The sequence below is a fragment of the Streptomyces sp. NBC_00872 genome (assembly GCF_045161915.1).
Lineage (GTDB): Bacteria > Actinomycetota > Actinomycetes > Streptomycetales > Streptomycetaceae > Streptomyces.
This window is the reverse complement of record NZ_CP108806.1, coordinates 2,311,144-2,329,988: the sequence shown is the minus strand read 5'-3', so window position 1 is coordinate 2,329,988 and position 18,845 is coordinate 2,311,144. Positions and strand designations below refer to the sequence as shown.

Here is an 18,845-nt window from a genome sequence, read left to right as displayed (position 1 = left end):
CCACCGTTTTGGGCCGGGGCGGCCGTGCGCGAGGATGGCCTTCATGACAGCCATCATCACCGCAGCAGAACTCGCGGGCGAGTCGGCCGGACCGCGTCCGCCCGTGCTGCTCGACATCCGCTGGCAGCTCGGCGGACCCTCCGGCCGGCCCGCCTACGAGGCAGGTCATCTGCCCGGCGCCGTCTATGTCGACCTCGACAGGGAACTGGCGGGTCCGCCCGGCCCCGAGGGCCGGCACCCGCTGCCGGACGTGGCGGCCTTCGGCGCGGTGATGCGCCGCGCCGGAATCTCGCAGGACACGCCGGTGGTGGTGTACGACGGCGGACAGTGCTGGGCGGCCGCCCGTGCCTGGTGGCTGCTGCGCTGGACGGGCCACTCGGACGTCCGGGTGCTCGACGGCGGGGTCGCCGAATGGACCGGCCCGCTCACCACCGAGATCCCGCTCCCCGCCGAGGGCGACTTCACCCCTGTCCCCGGTTCGCTGCCCGTGCTGGACGCGGACGGCGCCGCGGCCCTCGCCCGGAGCGGTCTGCTGCTGGACGCGCGGGCGTCCGAGCGGTACCGCGGGGACGTCGAGCCGATCGACCGCGTCGGTGGTCACATTCCGGGCGCGCTCTCCGCGCCGACAACGGGGAATGTGGCTGAAAATGGCACCTTCCTGCCGGCCCCGGCCCTCGCGGCGCGCTTTCAGGCACTGGGTGCCACCTCCGGAACCACGGTCGGTGTCTACTGCGGATCCGGGGTCTCGGGCGCCCATGAGGTGCTGGCCCTGGAGATCGCAGGTATCCCGGCGGCGCTGTATCCGGGCTCCTGGTCCGCGTGGAGCGCGGACGAGTCCCGTCCGGTCGCCAAGGGCCCCGACCCCCAGTAGCCCGGAACGGCACAGACCGGGCACACAACAGCACATACATACGAAGGGGCCCGTACGCATATCCCGCGTACGGGCCCTTCCACGAACGTCCTGCTGGTCCGCTTCCTCCGCGAACACCCTCGGCTCTGCGTCGGCGTCTGCGTCGGGCGGACCGTTCCGGCTACTCCTGTTTCTTGCGGCGCGTACCGAACACGATCTCGTCCCAGCTCGGCACGGCGGCCCTGCGGCCGGGGCGGACCCCGTCCGCCTCGGCCTGACGGTCCGTCGTGCCGGTGAGCCGGTCCCGGTGACCGGTCACCGAGCGGGGCATCAGCACATCCGCGTACGCCGAACCGGCACCGGCCGACGCGGCGGGCGCCACCGGCTCCTCGGCGTCCGGATCCTCGTCGGGGTCCGTGACCGGGGCGTCCGGAGCGGGCCGCTCCGGCACCACCATGTCGCCCCGGAAGCTCGGCACCGCCTCCAGCAGGCTGGTCAGGGAGTCGCGTTCGCTCATCTCGTCCGCTTCCGGACCCGCCGGCCGCTCCGACTGCCGGTCGAGTGAACGGTCCAGCGGCCGGTCACGCGGCAGCCGCGCGATCCTCGGGACGAACGGAAAGCTCGGCTCCTGGGTGGTGACCGTGTCGTCCGTGTCGCCGATCAGCGCCCGCGCCTCGTCGTCCACGGCCTGGACGAGCCGTCTGGGCGGGTCGTACGTCCAGCTCGCCGAGTGCGGTTCACCCGCGACGCGGTAGACGAGCAGTACCTCCCAGGTGCCGTCGTCACGGCGCCAGGAGTCCCACTGCACGGTGTCCTTCTCGGCGCCGCGCAGCGTGAGCCGCTCCTGCACCGCCTCACCGAGCTGGGGTCCCGCGTTCTCGCCGGGGCGGCGCACGGCGGTCTTCCTGGCCCGCTCGGCCATGAAGGCGCGCTCGGCCAGCACCGGTCCCTCGAACCGGCGCACCCGGTCCACGGGGATTCCGGCGTGCTGGGCGACTTCCTCGGCGGAGGCTCCGGCCCTTATACGTGCCTGGATGTCGCGCGGTCTGAGGTGGCTCTCGACCTCGATCTCGATCTGACCGAGGCGGGCGCGGTCATTGCGCACGGCGGCGCGGAGGCGCTCATCAATCGGAAGCGTGTATTCCGTGCTGTCCGCAGCCTTGAGCACCAGTCGTGTGCCGTCGTTGGAGACGGCCACGACACGCAGTTCGGGCATGGGGACCTCCCGGGTGGTGCCTGCCGACGTCACGTGCGTCGCTGCTTCCGCTAGTCGAGTGTGACCTGCCCGGGTGCAGCCTGCCACAACCTTGCCGTGCTTCCCGGCGTGTCGGGCAAGGGCCCTCGATCGCCGTTATGGCACGGTTACCTCTTTGCGACGCAGAGTGACAGACCCGGTCACTCTGTGCAGCAGGCGCCCGTGCGGTGCCGTGGCGCCGCCGGTTCGAGTGCCACGTTCGGCCCCCTTCCCGTCGGTCCCGGACGCCCATGAGGGAGTCCGGCCCCAGGGCTCGCCACAGTACTCCATTCGGGCCATGTGGGTGGACCGGCACGCCGCCCAAGTTCTCCCCGGGGCCGGGAGTTGAGGTTCGGGACAGACCCCGTACGGGTGTCATTCTTCACAGAATCCACAGAATCGGAACGATCCGTTTCGCCCAGTTGTCCCTTCTGGTGCAAGGTGGGCCGGATGGGTGAGCAGGGACCGGAGATGAACCAGGGGCCGGGTGGCGGCGCGCGAGCGGGAGAGGGCGCGGCGGCGCCGAAGGGACCGCGGCTGGAGCTGAGCGTGCCGCAGGTCGCGGGCAGCGCGGTCGCGGCGGTCGCCGCGGCGGTGCTCGCCTCCCGGCTCGGCGTGTACGGCACGATCATCGGCGCCGGCGTGGTCAGCGTGGTCGCCACCTGCGGGGGTCCGGTCTTCCAGCACATGTTGCGCCGTACGGGTGAGCAGCTGCGCGAGGTCACGGTCCAGGGGAGGCCGGGCGGGCGGCGGCTGTCCGCACCGGGCGATTCCCCCGGCGGTCCCCGTGGTGAAGCGCCCCTGGGGGACGGGGAGTTCGGCGCGCCCACGACGCACGGCACCCGGGTACGGGGCTGGAAGCGGCCGGTCCTCGCGGCCGCCGGTGTCTTCGTGGTGACCATGGGCGGCATCACCGGATACGAACTGATCTCCGGTCATGGTCTGAGCGGAGGGGCGGCGACGACCGTCGGGTCCGCCGTACGGGGCGGTGGCGGTGGTGGCGGCGGTGACGACACCCCCGCCACGCCGTCCGGAACCCCCTCCGGTTCCACCGGTTCCCCGGATCCCGGCCAGGAACAGGAACAGGGACCGACATCGGACACCCCGGCTCCGGGCGGCGGTACCGGTACGGATCCGAGTGGTTCGCCCGGCGGCGGAGCGGGCGCCGGCCCGGATCAGGACGGCTCCGCCGACCCGTCGCGGCCGCCTTCCCCCGCCCCCTCGCACTCCGGGAGCGGCTCCGGACCGTCCTCGCCGGCCCCGGCACCGACACCCTCCGACGGCGGCGGCGCGTCGAGCCGGGACAGCCACTCCGGAACGCCGGGCCGGTAGCGGGACCGCCGACGGGCGGCGGACCGGCGAGGCGGGCATCGCCCCTCAGTCCCCCAGGATCCGCCGCAGATAGTCGTTGCCGAACAGCCGGTCCGGGTCCAGCCGGTCCCGTACCGCCGTGAACTCGCCGAAGCGCGGATACGCCTCCGAGAGATACGCCGCGTCCCTGGTGTGGATCTTGCCCCAGTGGGGCCGGCCACCGTGCGCGGTCATGATCCGCTCCACGGCGCTGAAGTACGCGCGGTACGGCGTACCCCGGAAGAGATGCACCGCGATATACGCGCTCTCCCGCCCCGAGGCCGTCGAGAGCGCGATGTCGTCCGCGGGCGCCGTCCGTATCTCCACCGGGAATCCCACCCGCAGCGGTGAACGGTCGACCATCGCCTTGACCTCGCGCAGCACTCCGACCACCGCCTCACGTGGAAGCGCGTACTCCATCTCCACGAAACGCACCCGGCGCGGGGAAGTGAAGACCTTGTAAGGGATGTCCGTGTACGTACGGGCGGAGAGGGCGCGGCTGGAGAGGCGCGCGATCGCGGGGATGGTCGCGGGGACGGCCCGGCCGAGCAGACAGGCCACCTGGAAGACCCCGTTGGAGAGGAACTCGTCGTCGATCCAGGCACCGACCCGGCCGGGCGGTGCCGCGGGGCCCTGGCTGCGGTTGTTGCGCTTGGTGGTGCAGTTGCCCGTGTGCGGGAACCAGTAGAACTCGAAGTGCTCGTTCTCGGCCACATGCTGATCGAACTCGGCGGTGACCCGGTCGAAGGCCATCGGTTCCTCACGGGCCGTCAGCAGAAAGAGCGGCTCCACGGCGAAGGTGACCGACGTGATCACACCCAGCGCGCCGAGTCCGATCCGGGCGACGGCGAAGATCTCCGGATTCTCCCGCTCGGAGCAGCGCAGCAGCGAGCCGTCCGCCGTGACCAGTTCCAGCGCGAGGATCTGCGCGGCCAGGGAGGCCGAGTCACGGCCGGTGCCGTGGGTGCCGGTGGAGGTCGCGCCCGCGACGGTCTGCTCCATGATGTCGCCCATATTGGTGAGCGACAGACCCTCCCGCGCCAGCGCCGCGTTCAGCCGTTTCAGCGGGGTGCCCGCCGCCACGGTCACCGTGCCCGCGTCCCGGTCGATGTCCCTGATGCCGGTGAGCAGATCGGGCCGTACGAGCACCCCGTCGGTGGCGGCGGTGGCGGTGAAGGAGTGGCCCGTGCCCACGGGCTTGACCTTCAGTCCCTCCTCGGCGGCCCTTCGTACGATCCCGGTCAGTTCCTCGACGGAGGCGGGGGAGACCTCGCGGGCCGGACGGGCGGTGACGTTTCCCGCCCAGTTGCGCCACACGCTCATGCCCGGTCCGCCTGTGCGGGTCCTGGTCATCCGCCCCGTGCCCTCCCCGCGTCGGTAGAGCGCCACGGCCGAGAAGGACGTATTCCCGGCCCAGTTGGAGGGGGATCATACTCATGGCCGTCACCCGGACACCCGCTCGGCTCCGCCTTACCGCGGTTTCCGGGCGGACCGGGGCGTGGTGGTCCGGCGCGGCCGGGTGGATGGCAGGATCGAAACATGGCCGATCAGCTCGGGACTTCCCCCTACGACGCTCTGCTCCTGCTCTCCTTCGGCGGCCCCGAAGGCCCCGACGACGTGATCCCGTTCCTGGAGAACGTGACCAGGGGCCGAGGTATCCCGCCGGAGCGGCTCAAGGAGGTGGGACGGCACTACTTCCTGTTCGGCGGGGTCAGTCCCATCAACGAACAGAACCGCGCCCTGCTGGACGCGCTGCGCAAGGACTTCGCCGAGCACGGCGTGGAGCTGCCCGTCTACTGGGGAAACCGCAACTGGGCGCCCTATCTGACCGACACCCTGCGCGAGATGGCCGCGGACGGCCGGCGCCGGATCGCCGTCCTCGCGACCAGCGCGTACGCCTCGTACTCGGGCTGCCGTCAGTACCGCGAGAACCTCGCGGACGCGCTCGCCGCCCTCGCCGCCGAGGGGCTCGAACCGCCCCGGGTGGACAAGCTGCGCCACTACTTCAACCACCCCGGCTTTCTGCGTCCCATGGTCGAGGGCGTGCTCGCCTCGCTCGCCGATCTGCCGGAGTCCGTACGCGCGGACGCGCACCTCGCCTTCACCACCCACTCCATCCCGGTCGCGTCGGCCGACTCCTCGGGGCCCGTCGAGGACCACGGCGAGGGCGGCGCGTATGTGGCCCAGCATCTCGCCACCGCCCGGCTGATCGTGGCGGCCGTGCGCGAGGAGACCGGTATCGAGTACCCGTGGCGGCTCGTCTACCAGTCGCGCAGCGGCGCCCCGCACATCCCGTGGCTGGAGCCCGACATCTGCGACCACCTGGAGACGCTGCACGGCGAGGGCGTCCCGGCCGTCGTGATGGCCCCCATCGGCTTTGTCTCGGACCATATGGAAGTCCTGTACGACCTCGACACGGAGGCCGTCGCCAAGGCGGCCGAGCTGGGGCTGCCCGTCCGCCGCTCGGCGACGGTGGGAGCCGATCCGAGGTTCGCCGCCGCCGTCCGCGATCTCCTGCTGGAACGCGCCGCCACGGAACGGGGGAGCGTGGTGGAGCGGTGCGCGCTGGGCGCGCTCGGCCCGAGCCACGACCTCTGCCCGGTCGGCTGCTGCCCCGCCCGTGCCCCCAGGCCCGCCGCGGCGGGCGCCGACAGCCCGTACGCCTGAAGGAGCCACGCCGTGACCGACGTACCGCCCGACGAGACCCTCACCGCCGAACTGCTCACGGTCGCCCTGGAGGCGGCGCGCAGGGCCGGTGAGCTGCTGCGCGACGGCCGCCCCGACGATCTGGCCGTGGCCGCCACCAAGTCCAGCCCCATCGATGTCGTCACCGAGATGGACATCGCCGCCGAGAAGCTGATCACCGGCCATATCGCCGAGTACCGCCCCGACGACGGCTTCCTCGGCGAGGAGGGCGCCAGCTCGGCGGGCAGCAGCGGGATCCGCTGGGTCATCGACCCGCTGGACGGCACCGTCAACTATCTCTACGGACTGCCCACCTGGGCCGTCTCGATCGCCGCGGAGCGCGACGGCGAGACGCTCGTCGGCGTCGTCGGCATCCCGCTGCGGCGCGAGACGTTCCGCGCCGTGCTCGGCGGCGGCGCCTTCCTCAACGACCGGCCGGTCCGTGGCCGCCCCGCTCCGCCGCTGGAGCGCGCCCTCGTCTCGACCGGTTTCAACTACGTCACCACCGTCCGCGCCCATCAGGCCGAGGTCGCCCAGCGGCTGATCCCGCGGCTGCGGGACATCCGGCGCGGCGGCTCGGCCGCGACCGATCTCTGCGATGTGGCGGCGGGCCGTCTGGACGGCTACTACGAGCGCGGGCTGCACCCCTGGGACCTCGCGGCCGGCGATCTCATCGCCCGTGAGGCGGGCGCGCTCACCGGGGGCCGCCCCGGCGCCCGGCCGGGCTTCGATCTCACGGTGGCCGCCGCCCCGGGCGTCTTCGAGCCCCTCCAGGCCCTGCTGGACGAGTACGGAGCCTGGCACGACTGAGCCGCCGCCTCCGGGGGGACATGACGGAAGGGCCCCGGCGCCGTCCCCTCGGCGCCGGGGCCCTTCTCTGTAGGTCGCTACGGCTCTTTCACTTAGGTACGGCTCGGGCCCCGCGAAGAATCTGTGGCAGCGAGGCCGTACGGCCGGGGAGTGCGGGTCAGGCGCTCGCGGCGCCGACCTCCACGCCATGTTCGGCCGCGAGCCGGCGGAGGTCTTCGAGCTCCTCCTGATCGACGTCCACAAGGAAGTCGTCGCCCGTCTCCCGGGCTCGGTTGAGATCCGTTTCCGTGGCCTTTATACGCTGCAGAAGCCCGGCGGTGAACGCGTCCATTGCGCCCCCTCGTCGTGGGTCAGTGGCACGGGGGTGTGCCGACGGCGGGTAGATCACGCACCCACTGCCTCTGGATGACAGAAAGGGTGTGGCGTGCCACAAACAGGGCGTGATCTCGGGTGTGAAGTCGTCTTCCCCAGGGTCCGACTTCGAGAAACCTCAACGACTCAAACAATCCGTTCCATTCCCGGGCGTCCCAGGTCACCCCGGCATCGTCTTACCGCCGGTTTATAGCCACTACGGGCAGGATGGGGCCGCACAGCCAGTGCTACAACCTGCCCCGACCACGGGTGACGGGCCCAGAGGAAGGAAAGCGACGTGCGTGTACTCGTCGTCGAGGACGAGCAACTGCTCGCCGATGCGGTGGCCACCGGACTGCGCCGGGAGGCCATGGCCGTCGACGTGGTGTACGACGGCGCCGCCGCCCTGGAGCGCATCGGGGTCAACGACTACGACGTGGTGGTGCTCGACCGTGACCTTCCCCTCGTCCACGGCGACGACGTCTGCCGCAGGATCGTCGAGCTGGGGATGCCCACCCGGGTCCTGATGCTCACGGCCTCGGGCGATGTCAGCGACCGCGTGGAGGGGCTGGAGCTGGGCGCGGACGACTATCTGCCCAAGCCCTTCGCGTTCAGCGAGCTGATCGCCCGGGTGCGCGCCCTGGGACGGCGTACGACCGTGCCCCTGCCGCCCGTCCTGGAGCGCTCCGGGATCAAGCTCGACCCCAACCGGCGCGAGGTCCTGCGGGACGGCCGGGAGATCCAGCTCGCGCCCAAGGAGTTCGCGGTGCTGGAGGTGCTGATGCGCAGCGAGGGCGCGGTGGTCTCGGCCGAGCAGCTCCTGGAGAAGGCCTGGGACGAGAACACCGACCCTTTCACCAATGTCGTACGGGTCACGGTCATGACGCTGCGCCGCAAGCTCGGCGAGCCGCCCGTGATCGTCACGGTGCCCGGCTCCGGGTACCGGATCTGATTGCCCATGGCAACCACCCCGATGCCGCCGGCGGCACCTCCGAAGCCCACCTGGGACCCGCGCAGGCCCGATCAGGCGCTCCCCTGGGTCCGCCCGACCATCCGCATACGTCTCACGCTGCTCTACGGCGGAATGTTCCTGATCGCCGGCATCCTGCTGCTCTCGATCATCTATCTGCTGGCCGCACAGGCCCTGCACGTGGGCAGCGAACTGCCCTTCAAGATCGTGACCGGCAAGGTGAGCAGCGAGGTCTGCAACTTCCCGGACCAGGCGCCGCCCGAGCAGTTCAACGCGGCGATGAACAGCTGCGTCAACCACCAGCGCAAGCAGGCGCTCGACGATCTGCTCAGCCGCTCCCTGTTCGCCCTCGTCGGCCTCAGCGTCATCGCCTTCGCCTTCGGTTACGCGATGGCGGGACGGGTGCTGTCGCCGCTGGGCCGGATCACCCGTACCGCCCGTCGTGTGGTCGGCTCCGACCTGTCCCGGCGGATCGAGCTGGACGGCCCCGACGACGAGCTGAAGGAGCTCGCGGACACCTTCGACGAGATGCTGGAGCGGCTGGAGCGTGCCTTCAGCGCGCAGCAGCGGTTCGTCGCCAACGCCTCGCACGAGCTGCGCACCCCCCTCGCGATCAACCGCACCCTGCTGGAGGTCCATCTCTCCGATCCGGCGGCGCCGACGGAGCTCCAGCAGCTCGGCAGGACGCTGCTGGCCACCAATGAGCGCAGTGAGCAGCTCGTGGAGGGCCTGCTGCTGCTCGCCCGCAGCGACAACCAGATCGTGGAGCGAAAACCGGTCGACCTCGCCGAGGTCGCCACCCGCGCGGTGGACCAGGCCCTCACCGAGGCGGAGGCGAAGGGGGTGGACATCCGTTCGGAGTGCGCGCCCGCGGTCGTCCAGGGAAACGGTGTCCTGCTGGAGCGGATCGCCCTGAACCTGGTGCAGAACGCCGTACGGTACAACGTCCCGGAGGGCGGCTGGGTGGAGGTTTCCACCGAGGTCCAGCAGGGGCAGGCGATCCTGGTCGTGTCGAACACCGGTCCCGTCGTTCCCGCGTACGAGATCGACAATCTCTTCGAACCGTTCCGGCGGTTGCGCACGGAGCGTACGGGCAGTGACAAGGGTGTGGGACTCGGCCTCTCGATCGCCCGGTCCGTGGCACGCGCCCATGGCGGCCGTATCTTCGCGGAACCCCGCGAGGGCGGTGGACTGGTGATGCGTGTCACCCTCCCGGTCTGAGATGCTGCGCGCGGTATTCGGGGAGCAGATGGCTTTGTTCGCTTTGCGCGGAATTTACGGTCCGAGTTACCGACGAGTCCGTGTGTGATCGATCACAGGGTCGAATTCACGCCTATCCACTCTGCGTGATCAGGCCTTCATCGGAAAGCCGGTAAAGTCCGGGTTTCCGGGGGCCGGGATCACGGGAAGTACACGGGGTGGCGCCCGTGAAGCACACCAGGAGGACCGTGTACGGTCCCCTTCGCCACCCGAAGCCGATCACTCCTCAGGGGTCCGGTTGGGTGTCGATTGAGTAACAGACCTTGATGTGAGGCAAAATCTCCGCCTCAGGTCGGGCACAAGTCCGGCCTCTCACGCGTTACGTGCGCTGGAGACACCACAGACACCCAGAGGGGGAGAGCGACATGGCAACGGATTACGACACCCCACGCAAGACCGATGACGACGTCGATCAGGACAGCCTTGAGGAACTGAAGGCCCGTCGGAACGACAAGTCGACTTCAGCGGTCGACGTCGACGAGTTCGAGCAGGCCGAAGGGCTCGAACTGCCCGGCGCGGATCTCTCCAACGAGGAGCTGTCCGTCCGGGTGCTGCCGAGGCAGGCCGACGAGTTCACCTGCATGAGCTGCTTCCTCGTGCACCACAGGAGCCAGCTCGCCAGGGAGAAGAACGGTCAGCCCATCTGCCGCGACTGCGACTGAGGTCAGGTCGGCCGTGGCAGGCGACACACCGTTTCGGAAACGACGCTTCCTCCGCAAGGGTTCACCGGAGGCGTATCAGGGCGGCACAGGCCCGGCAGAAGGCACTCAGCCCGCTGCCGAGCACTCCGCCCTCCTGCCCCAGCACGACGTAGGTGACGACGACGAGCGAGGCCTCCCGGCCTCGCTCGAAGCGGCCCGGGAGGACCACGGCGGCCCCATGAGCAGGGGCCGGCGCCTGGACACCGTCAAACGAGGGGTACGCAAGGGAGGCGCGGGCGCCAAGGCGGCGCTGGCACATATCGCCGACCGGATCATCGAGAACGCTCCCCGGGTCCCGGTCCGCGACCTCGCGACGCTGCGCAAGCAGTTTCCCGGCCTCGGTCCCGAGGAGCTGGCCGACAAACTGGTCGCGGGCGCGGCGAACAGCAGCTCCACGGTCGGTGCCGGTGTCGGCGCCGCCGCGATGCTGCCCGTACCGCCGGCGATGCCCGCCGAGCTGGCGGCCGAGATCACGGCCGTCGCCGCGATCGAGCTGAAGCTGATCGCGGAGCTGCACGAGGTGTACGGGCTGCGCCCGCCCGGCACGCTCAAGGAGCGCAGCGCCGCCTATCTGACCTCCTGGACGGAGGAGCGCGGCGTCGACATCAGCAAACCGTCGACGATCAACGGCGCGCTGAGCGGCCGGATGAAGCGCGAGCTGCGGCAGCAGATCATGAAGCGCACGATCCGCAATCTGCCCAATCTGGTCCCGTTCATGATCGGAGCGGCCGTCGGCGCGATGATGAACCGACGGGACACCAAGAAGGTCGCCGAGCGCGTCCGTACGGACCTGCGCAGCCGCCAGATCCCCTGGGACGCCCTCCCGGAGCTGCCTCCCCTGGAGAGCCCCGGACAGCTCCCTCCCGGGCTCCCGAAGGAGCTGGGGAGCTAGGGCCTCCCGTTTGGATCTCGCTGGACTCGCGTGCCCCGGCAGGCCGCTCGCGTGCCTCCCGCAGGCCGTGGGTCCTCAGCCGGTCCGTACCGCGTCCAGCGCGGTGGCCAGTGCCCGGGGGTTCCGCGTGGAGAGATAGACGTACGGAGTCGGATCGTCCGGATCCGTGATCTCCACGCGCAGCGCCGTCGGCACATAGCTGCGCAGCAGCATGAAGGCCCGCGGATCGGCCTTGTGCAGCCGCCAGTCCCGCGCCTCCTCAGGACCGAGCACCTGCGCCTCGCCGAGCGCCGACACCGGGATCCGGGCGTCGCCCGCGACCAGCGAGTCCGCCACCACCCTGATCCGCGCGGAGCCGTAGGAACTCACCCCGGCCGCCGCCAGCGCCCCCGCGCCGATCACGCCGCCGAGCAGTGGCAACGGTCCCAGCGGCAGGGTGATCAGACCCCCCGCCACCGCGATGAGAGCGGCTATGGCCCACCAGGAACCGGGGGCGGTCAGACGTTCGTCGTAACGTGCGGCGGAATGCTCCATGGAGGCAAGCTTGGCACGGTGCGGTGCCCGGACTGCCGCGCGGGTAAGGTCTGCGCCTGTGAGCAACGTGCCATCCCCGGGGACACCGCCCGGACCCCCGACAGCACCGGGGGCGCTGACACCTCCGGCCGACGCCGGACCGCCGGTCCGGCATCCCGACGCCCCCGCCCCCGGTGAGCTGCTCGGGGCGCACTACGAGCACTGCTTCGGCTGCGGCGAGGCACAGCCGCACGGCCTTCAGCTGCGGGCGCGCGCGGGCGAGGGTGTCAGCATCACCGCCGAGTTCACCGTCAAGCCCGGCCACCAGGGCGCTCCCGGCCTCGCGCACGGCGGCGTCCTGGCCACCGCGCTCGACGAGACGCTCGGCTCGCTGAACTGGCTGCTGCGGGTGGTGGCGGTGACCGGCCGGCTCCAGACCGAGTTCGTCCGGCCCGTACCGGTGGGCACGCTGCTGTATCTGGAGGCCGAGACCACCGCCGTCCAGGGGCGGAAGATCTACTGCACCGCCACCGGCAGGATCGGCGGCCCCGACGGACCCGTCGCCGTCCGCGCCGACGCGCTGTTCATCGAGGTCAAGGTCGACCACTTCATCGAGAACGGCCGCCCGGAGGAGATCCGGGCGGCGATGTCCGATCCGGACCAGATCAGGCGCGCCCGCGCCTTCGAGGTGAACCCATGAGCCGTACCCCCGCCGCCCCTCTCGACGTACTGATCCGCCGTGTCGACCCGGAGGTCCCGCTTCCGTCGTACGCGCATCCGGGCGACGCCGGAGCCGATCTGGTGACCACGGAGGCCGCCGAGCTGGCTCCGGGGGAGCGGGCCGTACTGCCCACGGGAGTCTCCATCGCGCTGCCCGACGGGTACGCCGCCTTCGTGCACCCGCGCTCCGGGCTCGCGGCCCGCTGCGGAGTCGCCATGGTGAATGCCCCGGGGACGGTGGATGCCGGGTACCGTGGAGAGATCAAAGTGATCGTGGTCAATCTGGACCCGCGTGAGAGCGTGCGGTTCGAGCGGTTCGACCGGATTGCCCAACTGGTCGTCCAGCAGGTCGAGAAGGTCCGCTTCCACGAGGTGGCGGAACTTCCCGGGTCCGCGCGGGGCGACGGGGGCTTCGGGTCCACCGGCGGTCATGCCGCCGTGGGCGGCGTACAGGGCGGGAATCGATACGCTTCGGTCGTATCCGACCGGGAAGGACAGTGACGTGTTCGGACGTCGCAAGAAGAGTGGTTCCGCAGCGGACGCGGCGGACGCAGCGGGCGAGGCCGAGCAGTTCACCGACGAGGCCGGTGCCGACGCGAAGGCCGACGGGGCGACGACGTCCCGCAGGGTGAACCTTCCGCCGGCGCCGAGGCCGGACGGTCCCTGGGACATCTCCGAGGTCTCCAGGCCCGAGGAGGGCCGGGTCGACCTGGGCGGGATCTTCGTTCCCGGGGTCGAGGGCATGGAGCTGCGTGTCGAGGTCGCCGGTGACGCGATCGTGGCCGCCACGGTCGTCGTGCGCGACAGCGCCGTACAGCTCCAGGCGTTCGCGGCGCCCAAGAAGGAAGGTATCTGGGGCGAGGTCCGCGAGGAGATCGCCTCCGGTATCACCCAGCAGGGCGGCATCATCGACGAGGTCGAGGGCCCGCTGGGCTGGGAGCTGCGCGCCCAGGTCCCCGTACAGCTCCCGGACGGCACCGGCGGTGTACAGCTCGTGCGCTTCATCGGTGTCGACGGCCCGCGCTGGTTCCTGCGCGGGGTGATCTCCGGGCAGGGCGCGGTGCAGCCCCAGGCCGCCGGGCTGCTGGAGCAGATCTTCCGGGACACCGTGGTCGTACGGGGCGAGGGGCCGATGGCCCCGCGTGACCCGATCGTCCTGAAGCTGCCGGACGACGCGCAGATGGTGGCCGAGGGCGTACAGCAGGAGGAGCAGGAAGGCTCCCGCTTCTCCGGTGGCATGGGACAGCTCCAGCGCGGTCCCGAGATCACCGAGGTGCGCTGAGGCGAGACGAGGCACGGCGCGCGAGGCGCCGTCGACGCCGCGGTTCGGGACGGAACCGCAGGCGAGACGGACGGACACGCGACGGGCCGGGACGCGAGACAGACCGAACGGCCGGTGGGCCGCATCCTCACAAGGGGTGCGGCCCACCGGCCGTTCGGTCTGTCTCGGTCTCGGCCCTTCCCCGTCCTGTGGCTCCCATGGCCCCTATGGCTCCCATGGCTCCTATGGGGCACATCACAGGGCATGGCCGCGCCCATATGAACTCCGTCAAGCCGGTGGCATCGGCCGTATGGGACCCGTCAACGGAAGCCGGGGCCGGGAAATCAGCGGGTTTCCTCAGGGAGTCAGATTTCCCGTACTCATCTAGGAGCACACGATGGCCGATGTGGCCTTCGTCGTCACCACGATCGCGGTCTTCGCGCTGGTGGCCCTCATCGCCAAGGGGGTGGCGAAGCTATGACCGCCGAGAACGTCGTCGGACTGGTCGTGGCCGTCGCCCTGCTGGGCTATCTCGTCCTCGCCCTGTTCTTCCCGGAGAGGTTCTGAGTGATGAGCCCCGTCCTCGCCGGTGTGCTCCAGTTGCTCGCGCTCATCGCCGCGCTCGGTCTGGCATACCGCCCGCTGGGTGACTACATGGCCCGGGTCTACAGCTCGACCGGACATCTGAGAGCCGAGAAGTGGATCTACAAGGCCATCGGCGCCAATCCCACCACCGAGATGCGCTGGCCCGCCTATCTCCGTGGCGTCCTCGCGTTCTCCGCGGTGAGTGTCCTCTTCCTCTATCTGCTGCAACGGGTCCAGGGCGGCCTTCCGGGGTCGCTCGGCTTCTCCGCGATCGACCCGGACCAGGCTTTCAACACCGCGGCGTCGTTCGTCTCCAACACCAACTGGCAGTCGTACTACGGCGAACAGGCCATGGGCCATGTCGTACAGACCGGTGGTCTGGCCGTCCAGAACTTTGTCTCGGCGGCGGTCGGTATGGCCGTCGCGGTGGCGCTGGTACGGGGTTTCGCGCGGGCCCGCACCGGTGAGCTGGGCAACTTCTGGTCGGACCTGGTGCGTGGCACCGTCCGTATCCTGCTGCCCGCCTCCGTGGTCGGCGCGATCGTGCTGGTCGCCTGCGGAGCGATCCAGAACTTCGCCGGGATCCATGAGGTCGGCCAGTTCCTGGGCGGCTCGCAGCAGTGGAACGGCGGCGCGGTCGCCTCGCAGGAGGCCATCAAGGAGCTGGGCACCAATGGCGGCGGTTACTTCAACGCCAACTCCGCCCATCCCTTCGAGAACCCCGGCCCGATCTCGAACCTCTTCGAGATCTTCCTGATCCTGGTCATCCCGCTCGCGCTGACCCGGACCTTCGGCCGGATGGTCGGCAGCGTCCGGCAGGGTTACGCGATCCTGGCCACGATGGTGACCATCTGGCTCGGGTTCACCGCGCTGATGATGTGGACCGAGTTCCACCACGGCGGTCCGGCGTTCGATATCGCCGGCGGTGCGATGGAGGGCAAGGAGACGCGCTTCGGGGTCGGCGGTTCGTCGATCTTCGCGGTGGCCACCACGCTCACCTCGACCGGTGCGGTCAACTCCTTCCATTCCTCGTTCACCGGCTTCGGCGGCGGTATCACCATGCTGGGCATGCAGCTCGGCGAGATCGCGCCCGGCGGTGTCGGCTCGGGTCTCTACGGCATGCTGATCATGGCGGTCATCGCGGTGTTCATCGCCGGGCTGATGGTCGGCCGTACGCCCGAGTATCTGGGCAAGAAGCTCGGCAGCCGCGAGATCAAGTTCGCCGCGAGCTACATCCTGATCACCCCGGCGCTGGTGCTCGGCTTCACCGCCGTCGCCATGGCGCTGCCCACGCCGGGCAACTCGATGACCAACTCGGGGCCGCACGGATTCTCCGAGATCCTCTACGCGTACACCTCGGCCGGCAACAACAACGGCTCGGCCTTCGCCGGGCTCAACGCCGACACCCAGTGGTTCAACACCACCACCGGTCTGGCCATGCTGCTCGGCCGTTTCCTGCCCATGGTGTTCGTCCTGGCGCTGGCCGGCGCGCTCGCGGAGCAGCGTCCTGTCCCGGAAACCGCGGGCACGCTCCGTACCCACAAGCCGCTCTTCACCGGGCTGCTGGTCGGCACGATCCTGATCGTCACCGGTCTGACCTACTTCCCGGCGCTGGCTCTGGGGCCGCTGGCCGAGGGGCTGGCGTCATGACCACTCGTCTGAAGCAAGAGGACACGATGTCCACAGTCACTCCGACCCGTGCGCCGCACCCGTCCGTGTCTCCCGGTCACAGCTCCGGGAGCGAGCGGGTGGGCGGGGGCCTGTTCGATCCCAGGCAGTTGCTCGTCTCCTTCCCGCAGGCGCTGCGCAAGCTCGACCCCCGGGTGATGGTGAAGTCACCCGTGATGTTCGTGGTCCTCATCGGATCCGTGCTGTCCACGGTCTTCGCCGCGCTCGACCCGGGTGACTGGTTCGGCTGGGCCATCGCCGGCTGGCTGTGGCTGACCACCGTCTTCGCGAACCTCGCGGAGGCCGTGGCGGAGGGCCGTGGCAAGGCGCAGGCGGACACCCTGCGCAAGGCCAAGACCGACACCGTCGCCCGGCGTGTCACCGGCCGGGGCGAGGAGCGCGTACCCGGCACCGATCTGCGGATCGGTGATCTGGTGGTCTGCGAGACCGGCGACATCATTCCCGGCGACGGCGATGTGGTCGAAGGCGTGGCCTCCGTCGACGAGTCGGCCATCACCGGTGAGTCGGCGCCGGTCATCCGGGAGTCGGGCGGTGACCGCTCGGCCGTGACCGGGGGGACGAAGGTCCTCTCGGACCGGATCGTCATCAGGATCACCACCCGGCCCGGTGAGACGTTCATCGACCGGATGATCAAGCTGGTCGAGGGCGCCGCGCGGCAGAAGACGCCCAACGAGATCGCGCTGAACATCCTGCTCGCGTCGCTGACCATCGTCTTCCTGCTCGCGGTGGTCACCCTTCAGCCGTTCGCGGTCTACGCGGGTCAGCGGCAGTCGATGATCGTGCTGATCGCCCTGCTGGTCTGTCTGATACCGACGACCATCGGAGCGCTGCTGTCCGCGATCGGGATCGCGGGGATGGACCGGCTGGTGCAGCGCAATGTGCTGGCGATGTCGGGGCGCGCGGTCGAGGCGGCGGGCGATGTGTCGACGCTGCTGCTCGACAAGACCGGCACGATCACCCTGGGAAACCGGCAGGCCGCCGAGTTCGTCCCGGTCAGGGGCGTGACGGAGGCCGAACTGGCCGACGCGGCACAGCTCTCGTCGCTCGCCGACGAGACCCCCGAGGGCCGCTCGATCGTGGTGCTCGCCAAGGAGAAGTACGGGCTGCGCGAGCGCCACCAGGGCCAGCTCACCGGCGCCGAGTGGATCACGTTCACCGCCCAGACCCGGATGTCCGGAGTCGACCTCACCGAGGGCGGGACGGTACGCACCGTACGCAAGGGAGCCGCCGGGTCGGTCATCGCCTGGGTCAGGAGCCGCGGCGGGCAGGTGTCCCAGGACGCCCAGTCCCTCACCGACCGGATCTCCCAGGCCGGCGGCACACCGCTGCTGGTGGCCCTGGACGACGCGGCCGGAGCCCGGGTGCTCGGGGTCATCCATCTCAAGGACGTGGTCAAGGAGGGGATGCGGGAGCGGTTCGAGGAACTGCGCCGGATGGGCATCAGGACCGTCATGATCACCGGTGACAATCCGCTGACCGCCAAGGCGATCGCGGAGGAGGCCGGGGTCGACGACTTCCTCGCCGAGGCCACCCCCGAGGACAAGATGTCCCTGATCAAGCGTGAGCAGGCGGGCGGCAAGCTGGTCGCCATGACGGGCGACGGCACCAACGACGCGCCCGCGCTGGCCCAGGCGGACGTGGGTGTGGCCATGAACACCGGTACCTCGGCCGCCAAGGAGGCCGGGAACATGGTGGACCTGGACTCCAACCCCACCAAACTGATCGAGATCGTGGAGATCGGCAAGCAGCTCCTCATCACGAGGGGCGCGCTGACCACCTTCTCGATCGCCAATGACGTCGCGAAATACTTCGCGATCATCCCCGCGATGTTCGCCGTGGTGTACCCGAGCCTCGACAAGCTCAACATCATGGATCTCTCCTCGCCGGAGTCCGCGATCCTCTCCGCCGTCATCTTCAACGCGCTCGTCATCGTCGCGCTGGTGCCGCTCGCCCTGAAGGGTGTGCGCTACCGGCCCACGAGCGCCGACAAGATGCTCCGCAGGAATCTGGGGATCTACGGCCTCGGCGGGCTGATCGCCCCGTTCATCGGCATCAAGATCATCGACCTGATCATCTCCCTCATCCCCGGCATCGGGTGAACGGCATGTCTTCCATGAACATCGGCAGTACCGCACGGCTTCTCGGGGCGGGGCTGCGCGCCCTCCTCGTCCTCACCGTTCTCTGCGGCGTGCTCTACCCCCTGGCCGTCACCGGCGTCGCCCAAGGCCTCTTCCCCCACCGGGCGAACGGCTCGGAGGTCGAACAGGGCGGCAAGGTCGTCGGCTCCTCACTCATCGGACAGCGGTACGACCTGCCGCTCAAGGAGGGCCAGGAGACCCCGGAGCCGGACCTCAAGTGGTTCCAGCCCCGCCCGGCCAACGGCCTCGGCACCAACGGTGTCAACACCCAGTACAAGCTCATCCTCTCCGGAGCCACCAACCGTTCCGGGGACAACGAGGATCTGATCAAGTGGGTCACGGACGCCAAGGCCGCCGTCGTCAGGGACAACTCCACGCCCGGTTACCGGGTCACCCCTTCCCGGGTCCCGGCGGACGCCGTCACCTCCTCGGGCTCGGGGCTGGACCCGGACATCTCGCCCGCGTACGCGAAGCTCCAGGTACACCGGGTGGCGGAGCGCAACCACCTGCCCGTCGAGCGGGTGGAGAAGCTGGTCGAGGACCACACCCAGCAGCGCGTTCTCGGCTTCGTGGGGGAGCCGCGGGTCAATGTGCTCGCGCTCAACATGGCGCTCAGGGAGCTGGCCGGCTGACCCGGTCCGCCCGCACCGCCCGCTCACACGTCCGGGCCCGCCCCCGCCGGGCGGGCCCGGACCTCTCCGTACCGGCGTCGGATCACTCCGTACCGGCGCCGGACATGTCCGTACCGGCATCAGAATCGTGTCAAGACCACGATCGTGCCCACCGGCCGCCCTGTCCGCCGCGATCGCGGAGGGTAGTTTCGACTCAGCCGACGC

General features: G+C 70.2%; 19 protein-coding genes. 15 read left to right on the top strand and 4 right to left on the bottom strand.

The window, feature by feature from the left end; genetic code table 11:
• The first annotated feature begins 43 nt into the window (after positions 1 to 43).
• Positions 44 to 871 carry a sulfurtransferase gene (locus OG214_RS09935; protein ID WP_363082298.1) on the top strand — a complete coding sequence of 276 codons (828 nt, stop codon included), beginning with the start codon at positions 44 to 46 and terminating at the stop codon, positions 869 to 871.
• 160 nt (positions 872 to 1,031) lie between these two features.
• Here the strand turns inward: OG214_RS09935 and sepH are convergent, their stop codons facing one another.
• Positions 1,032 to 2,099 (bottom strand): septation protein SepH, encoded by a 1,068-nt coding sequence (gene sepH / locus OG214_RS09930; RefSeq protein WP_363082297.1) that lies wholly within the window; start codon positions 2,097 to 2,099, stop codon positions 1,032 to 1,034.
• 435 nt (positions 2,100 to 2,534) lie between these two features.
• Between sepH and OG214_RS09925 the strand changes: the two genes are divergently transcribed.
• Positions 2,535 to 3,416 (top strand): hypothetical protein, encoded by an 882-nt coding sequence (locus tag OG214_RS09925; RefSeq protein WP_405984540.1) that lies wholly within the window; start codon positions 2,535 to 2,537, stop codon positions 3,414 to 3,416.
• Between the two features lie 45 nt (positions 3,417 to 3,461).
• On the opposite strand, the gene OG214_RS09920 is transcribed toward OG214_RS09925, so the two are convergent.
• Positions 3,462 to 4,787, bottom strand: coding sequence for a D-arabinono-1,4-lactone oxidase (locus tag OG214_RS09920; protein WP_405984539.1), 1,326 nt, complete (start codon positions 4,785 to 4,787; stop codon positions 3,462 to 3,464).
• Between the two features lie 186 nt (positions 4,788 to 4,973).
• Here OG214_RS09920 and OG214_RS09915 point away from each other — a divergent pair, with 186 nt between their 5' ends.
• Together OG214_RS09915 and OG214_RS09910 are read left to right on the top strand one after the other, a co-directional pair.
• Complete coding sequence (locus OG214_RS09915) at positions 4,974 to 6,101, top strand: ferrochelatase (protein WP_405984538.1); 1,128 nt, start codon at positions 4,974 to 4,976, stop codon at positions 6,099 to 6,101.
• A 12-nt stretch (positions 6,102 to 6,113) separates the two neighbouring features.
• Positions 6,114 to 6,929: an inositol monophosphatase family protein gene (locus OG214_RS09910; protein ID WP_405984537.1), complete on the top strand. Its 816-nt coding sequence runs from the start codon at positions 6,114 to 6,116 to the stop codon at positions 6,927 to 6,929.
• Positions 6,930 to 7,086: 157 nt separating this feature from the next.
• On the opposite strand, the gene OG214_RS09905 is transcribed toward OG214_RS09910, so the two are convergent.
• Positions 7,087 to 7,260, bottom strand: a complete 174-nt coding sequence (locus OG214_RS09905; protein WP_169922638.1) for a hypothetical protein — start codon at positions 7,258 to 7,260, stop codon at positions 7,087 to 7,089.
• 318 nt (positions 7,261 to 7,578) lie between these two features.
• Here OG214_RS09905 and OG214_RS09900 point away from each other — a divergent pair, with 318 nt between their 5' ends.
• The 4 genes from OG214_RS09900 to OG214_RS09885 all read left to right on the top strand — a co-directional run bounded on the left by OG214_RS09900 (position 7,579) and on the right by OG214_RS09885 (position 11,103).
• Positions 7,579 to 8,232: a response regulator transcription factor gene (locus OG214_RS09900; protein WP_363082292.1), complete on the top strand. Its 654-nt coding sequence runs from the start codon at positions 7,579 to 7,581 to the stop codon at positions 8,230 to 8,232.
• A 6-nt stretch (positions 8,233 to 8,238) separates the two neighbouring features.
• The gene (locus tag OG214_RS09895; protein WP_363082291.1) at positions 8,239 to 9,471 is read left to right on the top strand and encodes a HAMP domain-containing sensor histidine kinase; all 1,233 of its coding nucleotides are present in this window, start codon (positions 8,239 to 8,241) and stop codon (positions 9,469 to 9,471) included.
• A gap of 404 nt (positions 9,472 to 9,875) precedes the next feature.
• The gene (locus OG214_RS09890) at positions 9,876 to 10,172 is read left to right on the top strand and encodes a DUF4193 domain-containing protein (protein WP_030350183.1); all 297 of its coding nucleotides are present in this window, start codon (positions 9,876 to 9,878) and stop codon (positions 10,170 to 10,172) included.
• A gap of 13 nt (positions 10,173 to 10,185) precedes the next feature.
• A complete protein-coding gene (locus tag OG214_RS09885) occupies positions 10,186 to 11,103 on the top strand; it encodes a hypothetical protein (RefSeq protein WP_363082290.1) in 918 nt (305 codons plus the stop codon).
• A gap of 75 nt (positions 11,104 to 11,178) precedes the next feature.
• Here the strand turns inward: OG214_RS09885 and OG214_RS09880 are convergent, their stop codons facing one another.
• Positions 11,179 to 11,637, bottom strand: a complete 459-nt coding sequence (locus tag OG214_RS09880) for a DUF3093 domain-containing protein (protein ID WP_363082289.1) — start codon at positions 11,635 to 11,637, stop codon at positions 11,179 to 11,181.
• A gap of 58 nt (positions 11,638 to 11,695) precedes the next feature.
• Here OG214_RS09880 and OG214_RS09875 point away from each other — a divergent pair, with 58 nt between their 5' ends.
• The 7 genes from OG214_RS09875 to OG214_RS09845 all read left to right on the top strand — a co-directional run bounded on the left by OG214_RS09875 (position 11,696) and on the right by OG214_RS09845 (position 18,641).
• Positions 11,696 to 12,316, top strand: coding sequence for a PaaI family thioesterase (locus OG214_RS09875; RefSeq protein WP_363082288.1), 621 nt, complete (start codon positions 11,696 to 11,698; stop codon positions 12,314 to 12,316).
• Positions 12,313 to 12,837 carry a dUTP diphosphatase gene (dut, locus tag OG214_RS09870; RefSeq protein WP_363082287.1) on the top strand — a complete coding sequence of 175 codons (525 nt, stop codon included), beginning with the start codon at positions 12,313 to 12,315 and terminating at the stop codon, positions 12,835 to 12,837. The genes OG214_RS09875 and dut overlap by 4 nt, the downstream gene beginning before the upstream one ends.
• A 1-nt stretch (position 12,838) precedes the next feature.
• Complete coding sequence (locus OG214_RS09865; RefSeq protein WP_365905391.1) at positions 12,839 to 13,618, top strand: DUF3710 domain-containing protein; 780 nt, start codon at positions 12,839 to 12,841, stop codon at positions 13,616 to 13,618.
• Positions 13,619 to 14,074: 456 nt separating this feature from the next.
• Entirely contained in the window at positions 14,075 to 14,164 is a 90-nt protein-coding gene (kdpF, locus tag OG214_RS09860) for a K(+)-transporting ATPase subunit F (protein WP_358717709.1), read from the top strand.
• A 3-nt stretch (positions 14,165 to 14,167) separates the two neighbouring features.
• Positions 14,168 to 15,832 (top strand): potassium-transporting ATPase subunit KdpA, encoded by a 1,665-nt coding sequence (gene kdpA, locus OG214_RS09855; protein WP_363081532.1) that lies wholly within the window; start codon positions 14,168 to 14,170, stop codon positions 15,830 to 15,832.
• Positions 15,833 to 15,858: 26 nt separating this feature from the next.
• Positions 15,859 to 17,970 (top strand): potassium-transporting ATPase subunit KdpB, encoded by a 2,112-nt coding sequence (kdpB, locus tag OG214_RS09850; RefSeq protein ID WP_405987463.1) that lies wholly within the window; start codon positions 15,859 to 15,861, stop codon positions 17,968 to 17,970.
• 5 nt (positions 17,971 to 17,975) lie between these two features.
• Positions 17,976 to 18,641 (top strand): potassium-transporting ATPase subunit C, encoded by a 666-nt coding sequence (locus OG214_RS09845; protein WP_405984536.1) that lies wholly within the window; start codon positions 17,976 to 17,978, stop codon positions 18,639 to 18,641.
• Positions 18,642 to 18,845: the final 204 nt, after the last annotated feature.

Coding starts and splice junctions, on each gene's coding strand:
- OG214_RS09925 (WP_405984540.1), top strand. CDS start 2,535: ATGGGTGAGCAGGGACCGGAGATGAACCAGGGGCCGGGTGGCGGCGCG.
- OG214_RS09880 (WP_363082289.1), bottom strand. CDS start 11,637: ATGGAGCATTCCGCCGCACGTTACGACGAACGTCTGACCGCCCCCGGT.
- OG214_RS09895 (WP_363082291.1), top strand. CDS start 8,239: ATGGCAACCACCCCGATGCCGCCGGCGGCACCTCCGAAGCCCACCTGG.
- OG214_RS09890 (WP_030350183.1), top strand. CDS start 9,876: ATGGCAACGGATTACGACACCCCACGCAAGACCGATGACGACGTCGAT.
- OG214_RS09845 (WP_405984536.1), top strand. CDS start 17,976: ATGTCTTCCATGAACATCGGCAGTACCGCACGGCTTCTCGGGGCGGGG.
- kdpA (WP_363081532.1), top strand. CDS start 14,168: ATGAGCCCCGTCCTCGCCGGTGTGCTCCAGTTGCTCGCGCTCATCGCC.
- OG214_RS09920 (WP_405984539.1), bottom strand. CDS start 4,787: ATGACCAGGACCCGCACAGGCGGACCGGGCATGAGCGTGTGGCGCAAC.
- kdpF (WP_358717709.1), top strand. CDS start 14,075: ATGACCGCCGAGAACGTCGTCGGACTGGTCGTGGCCGTCGCCCTGCTG.
- kdpB (WP_405987463.1), top strand. CDS start 15,859: ATGTCCACAGTCACTCCGACCCGTGCGCCGCACCCGTCCGTGTCTCCC.
- OG214_RS09905 (WP_169922638.1), bottom strand. CDS start 7,260: ATGGACGCGTTCACCGCCGGGCTTCTGCAGCGTATAAAGGCCACGGAA.
- dut (WP_363082287.1), top strand. CDS start 12,313: ATGAGCCGTACCCCCGCCGCCCCTCTCGACGTACTGATCCGCCGTGTC.
- OG214_RS09915 (WP_405984538.1), top strand. CDS start 4,974: ATGGCCGATCAGCTCGGGACTTCCCCCTACGACGCTCTGCTCCTGCTC.
- OG214_RS09935 (WP_363082298.1), top strand. CDS start 44: ATGACAGCCATCATCACCGCAGCAGAACTCGCGGGCGAGTCGGCCGGA.